Source organism: Candidatus Pelagibacter sp. Uisw_113 (assembly GCF_047717815.1).
Taxonomy (GTDB): domain Bacteria; phylum Pseudomonadota; class Alphaproteobacteria; order Pelagibacterales; family Pelagibacteraceae; genus Pelagibacter.
Genome location: NZ_CP159809.1, coordinates 794068 through 808176, shown reverse-complemented (window position 1 = coordinate 808176; position 14109 = coordinate 794068). Strand labels below are relative to the sequence as shown.

12 protein-coding genes are annotated in these 14109 nt (G+C 31.5%); 5 read left to right on the top strand and 7 right to left on the bottom strand.

Features of this window, described 5'->3' with window-relative positions; translation table 11 throughout:
* The first annotated feature begins 6 nt into the window (after positions 1 to 6).
* Genes ABXT39_RS04405 through ABXT39_RS04395 form a run of 3 tightly spaced genes read left to right on the top strand, consistent with a single transcriptional unit; the run spans position 7 to position 3175 of the window.
* Positions 7 to 1059 (top strand): quaternary amine ABC transporter ATP-binding protein, encoded by a 1053-nt coding sequence (locus ABXT39_RS04405; protein ID WP_415294498.1) that lies wholly within the window; start codon positions 7 to 9, stop codon positions 1057 to 1059.
* Positions 1049 to 2554 carry an ABC transporter permease gene (locus ABXT39_RS04400; protein ID WP_415294497.1) on the top strand — a complete coding sequence of 502 codons (1506 nt, stop codon included), beginning with the start codon at positions 1049 to 1051 and terminating at the stop codon, positions 2552 to 2554. Before ABXT39_RS04405 ends, ABXT39_RS04400 begins: the two co-directional genes overlap by 11 nt.
* A gap of 9 nt (positions 2555 to 2563) precedes the next feature.
* Entirely contained in the window at positions 2564 to 3175 is a 612-nt protein-coding gene (locus tag ABXT39_RS04395; RefSeq protein ID WP_415294496.1) for a LysE/ArgO family amino acid transporter, read from the top strand.
* On the opposite strand, the gene hisD is transcribed toward ABXT39_RS04395, so the two are convergent.
* A complete protein-coding gene (hisD, locus tag ABXT39_RS04390) occupies positions 3172 to 4458 on the bottom strand; it encodes a histidinol dehydrogenase (protein WP_415294494.1) in 1287 nt (428 codons plus the stop codon). The two genes, ABXT39_RS04395 and hisD, sit on opposite strands and share 4 nt — an antisense overlap.
* Positions 4459 to 4520: 62 nt before the next feature.
* Entirely contained in the window at positions 4521 to 5432 is a 912-nt protein-coding gene (locus tag ABXT39_RS04385) for a bifunctional enoyl-CoA hydratase/phosphate acetyltransferase (protein WP_415294493.1), read from the bottom strand.
* A gap of 49 nt (positions 5433 to 5481) precedes the next feature.
* Between ABXT39_RS04385 and ABXT39_RS04380 the strand changes: the two genes are divergently transcribed.
* The gene (locus ABXT39_RS04380) at positions 5482 to 6624 is read left to right on the top strand and encodes an epoxide hydrolase family protein (RefSeq protein ID WP_415294491.1); all 1143 of its coding nucleotides are present in this window, start codon (positions 5482 to 5484) and stop codon (positions 6622 to 6624) included.
* 269 nt (positions 6625 to 6893) lie between these two features.
* Here the strand turns inward: ABXT39_RS04380 and ABXT39_RS04375 are convergent, their stop codons facing one another.
* The 5 genes from ABXT39_RS04375 to ABXT39_RS04355 form a co-directional block, all read right to left on the bottom strand.
* On the bottom strand, positions 6894 to 7901 hold the full coding sequence (locus ABXT39_RS04375) for an Ldh family oxidoreductase (RefSeq protein WP_415294489.1): 1008 nt from the start codon (positions 7899 to 7901) through the stop codon (positions 6894 to 6896).
* Entirely contained in the window at positions 7902 to 8792 is an 891-nt protein-coding gene (locus ABXT39_RS04370) for a hypothetical protein (RefSeq protein WP_415294488.1), read from the bottom strand.
* A gap of 15 nt (positions 8793 to 8807) precedes the next feature.
* Positions 8808 to 10721, bottom strand: a complete 1914-nt coding sequence (locus tag ABXT39_RS04365) for an ABC transporter permease subunit (RefSeq protein ID WP_415294486.1) — start codon at positions 10719 to 10721, stop codon at positions 8808 to 8810.
* Between the two features lies 1 nt (position 10722).
* Positions 10723 to 11520 carry an ATP-binding cassette domain-containing protein gene (locus ABXT39_RS04360; protein ID WP_415294484.1) on the bottom strand — a complete coding sequence of 266 codons (798 nt, stop codon included), beginning with the start codon at positions 11518 to 11520 and terminating at the stop codon, positions 10723 to 10725.
* A gap of 88 nt (positions 11521 to 11608) precedes the next feature.
* Positions 11609 to 12553 carry an ABC transporter substrate-binding protein gene (locus tag ABXT39_RS04355; protein ID WP_415294482.1) on the bottom strand — a complete coding sequence of 315 codons (945 nt, stop codon included), beginning with the start codon at positions 12551 to 12553 and terminating at the stop codon, positions 11609 to 11611.
* Between the two features lie 206 nt (positions 12554 to 12759).
* On the opposite strand from ABXT39_RS04355, the gene ABXT39_RS04350 reads away from it, so the two are divergent.
* The gene (locus ABXT39_RS04350; protein WP_415278850.1) at positions 12760 to 14106 is read left to right on the top strand and encodes an aspartate aminotransferase family protein; all 1347 of its coding nucleotides are present in this window, start codon (positions 12760 to 12762) and stop codon (positions 14104 to 14106) included.
* The last annotated feature ends 3 nt before the right edge of the window (positions 14107 to 14109 follow it).

Here is a 14109-nt window from a genome sequence, read left to right as displayed (position 1 = left end):
GATCTGATGGACTCAGCTATTGAAATAAAAAATGTTTGGAAGATATTTGGTAATAATTCCAAAGAAGCGTTAAACGCTATTCAAAATGAACATATTTCAAAACAAGAAGCTTTAGAAAAATATAATTCAGTAATTGGCGTATCAGATGTTTCTTTTAACGTAAAAACAGGAGAAATTTTTTGTGTAATGGGTCTTTCTGGTAGCGGTAAATCTACTTTAGTTAGGCATATCAATAGATTATTAGAACCAACTTCAGGTCAAATTTTAATCGATAATGAAGATGTAATGAAGTTTGATTCAAAAAGTTTGCAAGATCTAAGGAATAAAAAGATAGGGATGGTTTTCCAAAACTTTGCGTTAATGCCTCATAGATCTGTATTAGATAATATAGCAATGCCACTTGAAATAAGAGGCATCAGTAAAAATGATAGATTGGATGCTGCTAACAAGATTTTAGATATTGTAGAGCTTCAAGGCTGGGGAAATAAATTTGCTCACGAACTTTCAGGTGGAATGCAACAAAGAGTTGGATTAGCAAGAGCTTTAGCGGCAGATCCTGATGTTTTATTAATGGATGAACCATTTAGTGCATTAGATCCATTAATTAGAAGACAGCTTCAAGCAGAATTTATCAAACTTTCAAAACAAATGAAAAAGACCACAGTGTTTATAACTCACGACTTAGATGAAGCAGTAAGAGTAGGCCACAGAATTGCAATCATGAGAGATGGAAAAGTTATTCAAATAGGAACGCCAGAAGAAATAGTTATGAAACCAGCAGATAGTTATGTAGCAGACTTTGTTAAGGGAATTTCTAGATTAAAAATTGTTCAAGCTAAATCTATTATGCAGCCTGTTGAAAAATTTGAAAAGGAATTTGGATCAAAAGGCAAAAACTTAGAAAGTGTTCATGAAAATGATTTATTAAACAAATTAATAGAAAAATCTTCAATTAAAGATGAGCCAATATTAGTAATTAATAATGAAAAAAAAAATATTGGTGTGATTACACAGGCAGATTTACTTAAAGCAGTTGTAGAGGGCAGTGATGGAGAATAAAGCAATTATAAATCCATCTAGAGATGAATTAATTACTGACTTTGTAAAAAGTAATCCAGATTATTATATTAAAGAGTTTAAAAAAATTGGTAGTAAACCTACTTACTCTTTTTCATTTAATTTATTTGCATTTATACTTGGACCAATTTGGTTTGGAATGCGTAATGTTTGGAATTGGACTTTAGCTTTTTTAATTATTGAAACTTTTTCTGTAGTACAAATCATCAGAGGTTTATTTGGTAATATTACTGCAGATGCCATTGCTAAAGTTGAACAAGTTAAAGGTACAATAGCTTTTAGAAATAAACAATTAGAAGCAGCGATAGAAAATAATCCAGATAAAATCGATGTGTTTAAAAGAAACATAAAATCTTTAGAGGATGCAATGCAGGGTTATCTAGATGAAATTACAAGAGTAGAAGCTTCTGCTATTTGGATTGCTATATTTGGTTTTATTTTATTGATAGCAGTAAAGATTGTTCAAGGTATTTTAGCGAATTCAATTTTAGAAAAGAAATATTCTGAATGGTTATCTGATAAATCTATTCATCCTGGTATGCAGATGAAAAATTACATCTACAGTAGTATTTTTACCTGTGTTATAATGATCTTTACTGTTATTCATTATAGTTTTCCAGGCTTACTTCAGGTGATGGACACATTCCCAACTCATCCAGAAATAAGATTATTTTCAATTAAATGGATAGAGATTATTTTTGATTATGCTGTTGTTAAAGGAGATGTGATTTTTACTGCTATAACAATTGGAATTAGGTCAGTATTAGATTTCCTAGAACTATTGTTTGTTAAAACTCCTTGGATTGTAATTATAACTGCAATTGTAACTTTAACAGGCTTATCAGCAGGCCCAAGAGCTGCAATTTATTCAGCAGGATTTTTGGGTTATATGGGTTTTTTAGGTTTTTGGGTAAAAGCAATGACGACACTTGCTTTATTAGGAACAGCTGCAATTTTAAGTATAGCAATAGGTATTCCGCTTGGAATTTTCTGTGCAAGACGACAAAGATTTTATTCATTAATTAGACCGATAATGGATTTCATGCAAACAATGCCAGCCTTTGTATTTATGATTCCGGTAATAGCTTTTTTTGGAACTGGAAAGGTTGCAGCAGTAATCATTACAATGATTTTTGGTGGCACACCTGTTGTAAGACTTACTGTTTTAGGATTACGTGGAGTACCAGAAACAATTCGAGAAGCAGCCATCGCATACGGTGCAACTAAATGGTATTTACTAAGAAAAGTAGATTTACCATTAGCTACTCCTTCAATTCTAGCAGGTGTGAACCAAACAGTAATGTTAAGTTTAGCCATGGTAGTTGTAGCATCTCTAATTGGCGCTAAAGGTTTAGGTCAAGATGTTCTTGAAGCATTACAATATGCCAATGTTGGACAAGGTATACTTGCGGGTATAGCTATTTTATTTGTTGCATTAATACTTGATAGGGTTGTTCAGGGTAAAAAAAGAGTTTAATAAAACTTAATGGATTATTTAATATTAGGTTTTTTAACTGGATTAAGTTTAATTTTAGCAATAGGTGCTCAAAATATATTTGTCATAGAGCAAGGTTTAAAAAAACAATATATATTTATTGTTTGTTTAATATGTTCAATTTCAGATTTTTTATTAATTTTTTTAGGAATTTTTTTATTTCAATATCTAAATAATTATTTCACACCAACAGTTGAGTTAATTTTTAATATTTTACTCTTAATATTCTTATTACATTTTATCTGGGGAAAAATTAAAACTAAGGTTTCAGAGACTTCATTTAATATAGACAATAAAACTAATAATTTACCTAGTATTTTAGTTAAAACTTTAGGTTTTACTTTTCTAAATCCCCATGTTTATTCAGACACTGTATTTTTCTTAGGAAACTTTTCCAAAAGCTTTAGTCAAGTGGATAAGTATTACTTTGGTGCCGGGGCAGCCATTTCTTCATTTCTATTTTTTTTTATACTAGGGTATCTTTCAAAATATTTTTCTAAATATCTCAAGAGTGTAAAAGTATGGAAAAGAATAAATTATTTAATTATTCTTTTCATGTCTATTTTAGCTTTAACAGTAATAATGGAAATTATCCAAGTTTAGCTAGAATAACCGTACTTTTTAAGTCTAACATCACCTGTTCTTGCGTGTGCTTCCATTCCTTCGTATCTAGAAATTCTTGCAGCAGCAGCACCAACTAATTCAGTAGACTCTTTAGTCATTCTTTGGAAACTTAAAGTTTTAACAAACTTACCAACAAATAATCCACCTGTGTATCTTCCCGCACCTTTAGTTGGAAGAATGTGGTTAGTTCCTGAACACTTATCTCCATAAGCAACAGTTGTTTCTTCACCAATAAATAAAGAACCATAGTTTGTAAGTCTTTTGTGAAACCACTCTAAATTTTCTGTCTGAATTTCTAAGTGTTCTGGAGCATACTCATCGCTAATAGTTGCCATTTCTTCATCGGTATCACAAAGAATAACTTCACCATAATCTCTCCAAGCAGCATCTGCATTTGTTCTTGGAACTTCTGGTAATTCTGCAATTAACTCTGGAACTCTTTTCATTACTTTTTCTGCAAGCTCTTTACTTGTTGTATATAACCAGCAAGGTGAGTTGTAACCATGTTCTGCTTGACCAACTAAATCTACAGCTACTATCTCAGGGTCAGCTTTAGCATCTGCAATAATTCCAATCTCAGTAGGACCTGCAAAAAGGTCAATACCTACTTTTCCAAATAAAATTCTTTTAGCTTCTGCTACAAATTGATTTCCAGGACCAACAATAATATCAGCTGCTGGATTATTAAATAAACCATTAGTCATTGCAGCAATTGCTGGGACACCACCTAAATTTAAAATTACATCAGCACCACATAGATCAGCTGTGTAAATAATTGTTGGATGAGCACCTACACCTTCTTTTGGAGGGCTACAGGCGATAACGTTTTTTACACCTGCAACTTTTGCTGTTGTTACACTCATAACAGCTGATGCAATGTGCGCATAACGACCACCTGGCACATAACAACCAGCAGTATTTACAGGTATTAGCTTTTGACCAGCAAACAATCCATCTGAAAGTTCAACCTCAAAGTCCTGACCATAATTTTTTAATTGTGCTTCAGCAAACTTTCTAACTCTTTCGTATGAAAACTGAACATCATCTTTTGTTTTTTGATCTAAAGTTTTTTTAATCTCTTCAATTCTTTCTTTAGAAACAATAATATCACCATCATACTTGTCAAATTTTTTTGTAAGGTCGATACAACCTTGTTCTTTAGTAGTTTCAATATTTTTTAATAAATCTTGAACAATTCCAGTTGTTTTAGTGTCATCTGTTGAAGATGTTTTGGGTGATTTTTTTAAATATGTTATAGCCATTATTTCCCTCTCTAATTTTGAAGCTTTATTTAAAACATTAATGTGGTTATTTCAACGAAGAATTAGTCTAAAGCAACAACAGCAGCAGCAATAGAGGCCAATCTAGCTTGTGCTTCATCAGATCTACTAGTAATTACTATTGGAACTTTTCCACCAACAACTACACCAGCTGCACAAGCACCCATAAAGTAAATCATCATTTTAACTAAACTATTTCCAGTCTCAACACTTGGAACTAACAATACATCTGCATCACCAGCTACAATATTTTTAACACCTTTTATAGCGGCAGATTTTTTTGAAATACTATTATCAAATGCTAAGGGACCAAAAACATCAGCATTTAAATTCTCTTCTTTTGCAAGTTTTGTAATCTCATCTGCATCGATAGAGCTTGGTACACTATCTAAAATTTCTTCTGTCGCTGATAGGACTGCAATTTTTGGTCTTTCAATTCCTATACGATTTGAAAAATCAATTACATTTCTTAAGATATGCATTTTTGTTTTTACATTAGGTAAAACATTTAAAGCACCATCAGTAATTATAAGTGGCTTGTCATCTTTAGTATTTGTCATATGCCATATATGGCTAAGTCTGGTTTTACCAAGTAAATTGTAATCTCTTTTTAAAACTTCTTTCATTAAAATATCTGTATGAATATGACCCTTAACAATAATTTTTACTTTATCTTGGCTAGCAAGTTTTGCAGCTATTGCTGCAGTATTATTTTCTACAGGTTCATGAATAATTTCATATGATGAGATGTCCCATTTTAAATCTTCAGCACATTTAAGGATTTCTTTTTTATCTCCTATAAAGATAGGTGTTATTAAATTTTCATTAACTGCATCTTGAACAGATAGCATGGGTAGTGGAAGACCAGCATTAACAATTGCAGCATTAACACCTTTTTTCTTATGTGCATGGTCAAGAAGGTTATTAGGACAAACAATTTCTTTATTTGAAAGCATGAGGTATATTTAGTCTGAATTTTCAAAAAGTATATACTGTAAATTGATAATGATTAAGCCTTTTAAACTAAATATTCCCGATAAAGCACTTCAAGAAATTTATACGAAGGTAAAAAATTACCCATGGCATGAAATGCCAGACGATGGTGGCTGGAAATACGGAAGTAACCTTGAGTATATGAAAGAGATTTCAAGTTATTGGATCAAAGATTTTGATTGGAGAAAACACGAAGCAGAAATAAACAAATTTTCAAATTTTACAACTGTTGTAGACGATATTGAAATGCATTTTATTCATGAAAAAGGTAGTGGCTCTAACCCAACTCCATTACTTCTTATGCATGGATGGCCTGGATCAGTTGTAGAGTTTTTACATATAATTGAAAAACTTGCACACCCAGAAAAATTTGGTGGAAACATTGAGGATGCATTTGATGTTATTGTTCCTTCTTTACCTGGCTTTGGATTTTCAGGTAGACCATCTAAGCCAATTGGTCCAAGAAAAATAGCTGAGATATTAAATAAACTAATGACAAAAAACCTTGTGTATAAAACTTATATGGCACAAGGTGGAGATTGGGGAGCAACTATTGCTAATTGGATTGGTTATGATCATTCAAAGTCATGTAAGGCAATTCATATTAATTGTTTAACAATGCGTCATGCTGATGGTCCACAATCAAAGCAAGAAGAAGAATGGCAAAAAAGGTTTGATAAAGATCAAATAATGCAGGATGGCTATAGAACTCAACAAGCAACAAAGCCACAAACGTTGAGTTACGGTATGATGGATAGCCCTGTTGGTATTGCAGCATGGATTATTGAAAAGATGTATTCTTGGTCTGATTTAAAAGATGGCGATATTGAAAGTGCTTACTCAAAGGATACTTTATTAGCAAATATTATGGTTTATGTAGTTACAAAAACTTTTAATACAGCTTCTTGGATTTATTATGGAAGAAGAGAAGAGGGCGGACGTTTTTTTCCTAAAGACTTTAAAAAAATAGAAATACCAACCGCTGCCGCAATTTTTCCAGCCGAAATGTCTGAATGGCCTCCAAAATCTTATGTTGATAGAATGTTTAATATTACACAATGGACTGAGATGCCAAGTGGTGGACATTTTGCAGCAATGGAAGAACCAGAGTTGCTAGTTAAAGATATTATAAAATTTGCTAAAACTATTCGTTAATTAAAAATTTGATCTTGGATCTTTTAGGGATTTAATTTTTTTAACCATACCTGTTAATTTTGCAGTAATAAAAACCACGTATACAAAAATAAATCCTAAAGCCATAGTTGATAGAACAGTATACACAGCTGTTAGATTTTCTAATTTAAACCAACTTTAAACGCCAGGGTTAGAATAATATAGAAAATTCCAAAAAATAAAAAAAACTATTTCATATATTATAATAATTTTAAATACAGGACGCATATTAGAAGCTTACTATAGTAGCTTTATTTCATTAAACTATTTAAATCTTCTAGTACATTCTTGGTAATTTTAATCTCTTTTTTAAGGTTATTCTTATATCTATTGAACTTATTTTGTCCTGGATAAAGAATTTCTTTAACACCCTTTATCTTAGGAAGTCTTTTTATAGTTTTAATATTATCTTTTATTCTCTTATTAAAAGAATTACCTACAAATAAATTAGGTTTTAAAACAAAAAATAAATGCCCAATATTTTGTGGACCACTAAAATCAGTAAATGGATCCTTAACTCTACCCGCATGATTACCACCCGTTAATACACCACTTAAAATATCAACCATCCAAGCTAATCCTGACCCTCTAAAACCAGCTATAGGTAATTGAACACCTTCTAATGCTTTTTTAGGATCTGTTGTTGGCTTGCCAAATTTATCTAAAGCAACACCTTCAGGAATTTTTGCTCTTTCTCTTGCGGCAACCCTAATTTTTCCTCTATTAATCATTGATATTGATGTATCTAGAATAAAAGGAACTTTAGATCCCGTAGGTGTTCCAAAGCAAATAGGATTTGTTCCAAATAAACTTTTTAATGCTCCATGAGGTGCAACAGCAGGAGGGGCGTTTGTAAACACCATGACCATCAAGCCTTTTTTAACTGCTTGCTCTGCGTAATAGCCAGACAAACCATAGTGACCGCTATTTTTAACCGCAACTAAACCAATCCCAGTTTTTTTAGCATTGTTTATTGCTGTTTTAATGGCAATATCAGCTGCAACAAAACCAATACTGTTGTTGCCATCAACGTGAGCAATCGATTGTGAAATTTTTTTAATTTTTATTTTGGCTTTTGGATTAATTACTTTTTTAGAAATACGATCACAATACATTTTAAGCCTAGATAAACCATGTGATGGAGCACCAACTAATTCAGCATTTATTAGAGCTTCAGCACAAATAGTGGCATGATCTTTAGTTAATCTATGAGAAATAAATATTTTTTTTATTAAGTTTTTTAAAGAATTTATTTTCATTTAATCAAGCCAATCTTTATATTTTATAATATTTTTTTGAATATAATCAGGCATAAATTTAATATCTAGCGTTATTAATTTTATCTCATTTTTGAACTTAAATGATGATGATTTAGCCTTATGATCATAGATTATAACTTTTCTTTTAACATAATCTTCTATGTCGTTTAATTTTATACCTGCAACCTTGTTTTGATGATGCTCTTCATCATTATTAAATTTTTCAAAAATTTGAGCTGCTTTTTTTATCTGTGTAAAATGCCAACCACCATCGCTAATAATCTTTACGTTATTATATTTTGTGTCAGAAAAAAAAGTGTCTAATCGATGAATAGCGTAGCTTTTATTTTTTATATTTCTTAACCAGTGAAAATCAATAAATTTTTTTTTTTTACAACCTTTGGTTCCGAACCATTCGTAACGATCACAAAATAAATTAAATTTATAATAAAAAAGTTTTTGTTTAAAAATTATAATTTCATTATTAACTTTTGATTTATCAAAATTATCTAAATTTGGAATTTCATCATTATCACTATAAAAAATCAAATCATCATCATTTGCTTCGTTTAAACCATCAATAATTTTATTTCTTTGATACTTAATTCTTTTTATTGAATTTGATCTGGCATCTTTTTCCTCTTCAATTTTTTTTCCATCTACAATTTTATAAATAAGATCTGTTGGCTCCTCTTCAATTTTTATATATATTATTTTTTCTTTATATTTTTCAAACTTTGAAAAATCAAAGTTAAATTTCTTTTTTATTCCACTATGTGAATACGCAGATTCTGTAATTACAAATTTATCAACAAACTTATCAAGAATATTAAATCTTAAATCTAAAATAAAATTTTCATCATAAAAAGTTGTGCAATCGAATATTTTCATTAACTATTATTACGATTAACCTTTACCATGCCATGGGATTGTTTTGGTAATTATCTTTCTTAAAGCAATATCAAATAAAAGACCAAGCATTCCCATTACAAAAATAGTTATCCAAATAACCTCATATTGAAAATATTTTTTAGCAACATTTTCAACAAATCCGATACCTGTCGTACCTGCTAAAAATTCTGCTGCAACTAAAGTTCCCCAGCACATACCAACAGCAACTCTAACGCCTGTTAAGATTTCAGGTAGGGAGTTTGGAAAAATTACGTATCTTAATATTTGCCATTTTGATGCGCCAAGTGAGTGAGACGCATGAATTTTAGATAGTTGAGTTCCAGAAGCCCCAGCTCTAGCTGAGATAATCATAATCGAAAAAGAAACCATAAATAATAAGAAAATTTTTCCCACATTGTCAATTCCAAACACAGTAATTACCAATGGAGCCCAAGCTAGCGGTGGCACAGGTCTATACAATTCAATTAATGGATCAAAGAATCCTTTAGCAAACCTATTTAAACCCATCAACAAACCAAGTGGTACACCAAATATTATTCCAAGCACTAGGCCTAAGAATACTCTTAGGAAAGAATCCCATATGTGACCCATAGGTACGGGTATTTTGAATAACTTGAATTCACCAGTAACAACATTAAAAACTTTACTTTTAAAATTTGGTTTTACAGTCCCGTCATTGCTATGAACTGGGTATTTACCAGGGATAATATCTGCAATCCAATCTGGTAAAATAAAGCCAACAACTTTACTAACATCCATCATTTCATACCAAATCAGTGGAATATTTTTAAATCCAATACTTGGTTTTAATAAAAGTGTAAATTTTTTCAAAGTATCTGATGGTTTGGGTAGCCATCTACCAGAACCTTGCTCTGAACAATTAGGACCACTTGAAATTATTGTTCCAGTAGGAAATAAAAATATATCAATTAATCTTAGACTTCCTTGTTCTTTTTTTTGAATAACATCAAATTCTAAAATTGCTTGTTGCATAGCATCAAGAGTTTTTGGAGGAAATATGCTCGCGTACTCAATTCTTCTTGCAATTTTAAGTACATCTTTTGCTAATATTGATGCCACCTCTTGTGTGTCATCTAGCTCTGATCTATATTTTTTTATTCCATCTTTGATTTCTTTCATCAAAGTTTTGTATTGTGAATTATGATTTCTTAATTTGAAAAAATCATCACTAATTAAAGTTAATTCTTTTGCTGCAGCATCAAACTTTAATCCTTTTTTAGTTTCAGGAATAGTTGGAATTTCTATTGTATTTTCTACAGCGGTTCCAGAAGATCCCCATCCACCTTGTATTTTTAAAGCTTCAATTCTTGTATTTTCTTCTTCAATACTTTTTATTGGTGGATAACTTATCTTTTGAAAATCTTCTGTTAACCAAGCTATTCTATTAGTTAGTTCACTAATTTTAATTTTTGTTTCATTTTCAAGAAGGTCCTCATTAGTTAACAATGGAATCGTTCTTTTAGTTTTTTTAATAAAACCTAAAAGCTTATCTTTATCTTGATTTCTTATCGCTGATGAATTTCTAATTTCATTAGCTAATTTTTCTATGTTTTTGTTTTCACTTCTAATAATGGATGTACTTTTAAATTCTCTTTCTTCAATTGGAAATAAATATTTTAATGAAAGCATTGAGTCATTTACTTTTGCGACTTGACAAAGTTCATTAGCAGACTGGGGATAAAAAGACTTTGCTAAATCCCATGAATAATAAAGCCATGCTATTAATAAAAAACTAGTTCCAACAATAATCCAATGAGCTCCACCTTTGGCTCTTTCAGGGTTCCCAAAAACAGCATCTATTTTTTCGGTCTTGGCTAATTTTAATCCATAAAGAATAGAACTTATAACGGCGAAGATAATTAAAAATGTTATAATCCCTGTTAGCATATTAAATATCTTTGCCCATGATCTCTTCTTCCATGTTCCAAATCATGGTTAGGATCTCTTCTCTTTTACTTCCAAAGTCTTTTGTCTTTTTTATTTCTCTTAAATCACCATCAATCCCCATTGTAGCAAAGGGCAGCTTATATTCTTTATGTATACGACCTGGTCTTGGTGCCATTACATATAACCTTTCACCAAGTAACAATGCTTCTTCAACTGAGTGGGTAATTAAAATAATTGTTTTTCCTGTTTCTTTCCAAATTTTTAAAACTAATGACTGCATCTTTTCTCTTGTTAGGGCATCTAGTGCTCCCAAAGGTTCATCCATCAAAATTAAATCTGGATCATTAATTAAACATCGTGCAAGAGCAACTCTTTGCTGCATACCCCCAGATAATTGATAAGTTGGTGTATCTCCAAAGCCTTGTAAACCAACTATATTTAACCATTCATCAACTTTTTTTGCTGTTTTAATTGGATCTTCTTTTTTCATTCTCAAACCAAAGTCCACATTTTCAGCAACTGTTAACCATTCAAATAAAGCACCTTGTTGAAAAACCATTCCTCTTTCAACTCCTGGACCATTAATTTCATTTCCGTTAAGAGTAATTACTCCTGAAGTTGGTCTAAGAAAGCCAGCAGTGATATTCAATAAAGTTGTTTTTCCACAACCAGAAGGACCAAGAACAGTTAAAAGTTCTCCTTTTTTAAGTGTAAAATTTACATCTTTTAATGCATGAACAGTTTCTCCCTTTGGAGTTTTAAAGATCATGTTTAGATTTTGAGAAATTAAATCACTCATAGAAATAAATTTATATTAAATCTTATTTAAAAAAATAGGCACCAATTTAATAAATTGGCGCCTATCTAATTTTATCTTACTCTCTAAATTATAGAGGTAAAAAGCTTGTATCTACTGCTCCGTTAGGAGTACCCATTCCTTTTAAGAAACCATCAAGAGTTCCACCTGATTCCATAGATTTTTTAGTATCTGCAGCATTCAAGAATACAAATCCACCTAAAGTTTCCTTCATATCTCCAAGTTTCATTTCAGCATCTTTTGCAATTACATTCATATCACTTTTACCAGCTGCGTATCTAGCATTAGCTTCATGAGTTACTTCTATGAAAGTTCTCAACATTCCTGGATTTTCTTTCATAAATTTATCAGTAACAGATGTAATATCGATACCTTTGATACCTGCATCTCGAGCTGCTTGAACTGTTAACAATCTTGTACCAACAGTTAAAGCTGCTTTAATAGAGTTACCACCAAATAAACAAGCCATTGAAACGTCACCAGAAACTAGTGCAGCAGCACCTTCTTCAGGGTCCATTTGAATAACAGTCATTTTGCTTTTATCAGCACCAACAACTTTCATACTTTCATCAAAAACATACTCAGCCATAGTTCCTAGAGGAACTGCAACTTTTTTGCCTTCTAACTCAGAACCGTTCGCTGATGTAATACCAGAAGCTTTAGATGTAACACAAGTTGTACCACCCATTCCGTATTCCATAGCAACGTCTACAAGTTTCAAAGGTGCTTTAGATTTAACAGCATTAATAAATGGCACTAGACCTTGTGAGTAAGAGATGTCTATATCTCCTGCTAACATAGCGTCAGTCATTGCACCACCATTTGAAAAGTTAGTCCATTTAACCGGAACACCTAGTGCTTTATCAAACATCTTTTTAACTTTATCTTCTTGATTTGGAGTAGGCCATTCTAAAAAGAATGCAACTCTAACTTCTTTAGCAGCTGCATTTGCAACTGACATAGATAGGTTAAGAGCAACTACTGTACCAAGAATAAAACTAATTATTTTTTTCATTATTATTCCCTCTGTTATTAATTTAATTAAATTATTTGCATTTAAATTGAATTTTGAAAGGATGTAAAACAAATTGTTATTGTTTTGCAATCACAAGTTGTGAAAAATTATAAGCTTTAAAAAAAAATAATTCTAGAAAACCTTTTGATTTAGTCTAATAGTTAAGAATAAAATTATAACACTACATACATAAAGAGAGAATATTTATGAGCTCAGAAAACAGAACTTCAGTACCTAATTCATTAAATGAACATTGGATGCCGTTTACATCTAATAAAGATTTTAAAGCAAACCCTAGATTAATCACAGAAGCTAAAGGTGTTTACTTAAAAACTCACCATGGAAAAACACAAATAGATGCGAGCTCAGGTTTATTTTGTAATCCACTAGGTCATGGAAGAAGAGAAATTACAGAAGCTGTTACAAAACAATTAGAAACATTGGATTACGCTCAGCCTTTTCAGCAAGGTTTTGGTGGTTCGTTTGAACTAGCTACAAAAATTTCAAAACACACACCTGGTGATTTAAATAAAATGTTTTTTACAATTTGTGGATCTACAGCTGTAGAGACTGCAATTAAAATTGCTGTAGCTTATCACAGAGCAAAAGGGCACGCAGAAAGATTTAGATTTGTTGGACGTGAACGTGGTTATCATGGAATGAACATTGGCTGTATTTCAGTTGGCGGAATGGTGAATAATATTAAAACGTTTGCAAGTGTTTTAATGCCAGGTGTCCAACACATTAGACATACACATTTGCCAGAACATAAATTTGTAAGTGGTCAACCAGAAACTGGTGACTATTTAGCAAATGACTTAGAAACTATTTGTCAAAATTTTGGTGGTGAAAATATTGCTGCTTGTATTGTTGAACCCATTGCTGGATCAACTGGAACATTAGTTCCACCAAAAGGATATTTACAAAAACTGAGAGAAATCTGTGACAAACATGGAATACTTTTAATTTTTGATGAAGTAATTACAGGATGGGGCAGAACAGGTTCTAAATTTGGTGCAGATGAATTTGGTGTAACTCCAGACATTATGACAATGGCTAAAGCTACAACAAACGGTGTAGTGCCAATGGGTGTTGTTGCATGTAACGATTATATTTATGATGCAGTAATGGATGCTTCACCAACAGGTGCGGTTGAATTATTTCATGGTTACACTTATTCAGGAATTCCAGTTGCAGTAGCAGCTGCTCTTGCAGTGCAAGAAATTTTTGAAAAAGATGACATTTTTAATAGAGCAAAAAATTTAGCTCCTTATTTCCAAAAAGGATTATTCTCTCTTCAAGATCTAGAGTCTGTGGATAATATTAGAGGATATGGAATGATGGGTGGAATAGACATGAAGCTAAACACTAAACCAGGCAAAGCTGGATTTGAATGTTTTAAAGCATGTTATGAAGCTGGTGTTAACTTTAAAGCCACAGGAGATTGTTTAATTATAGCTCCTCAATTCATCTGTGAAGAAAAACATATTGATGAGATTATTGAAAAGTTAAGAACCGGTATTACCAACTATCAAAAAAATCAAAAAAACTAAAAA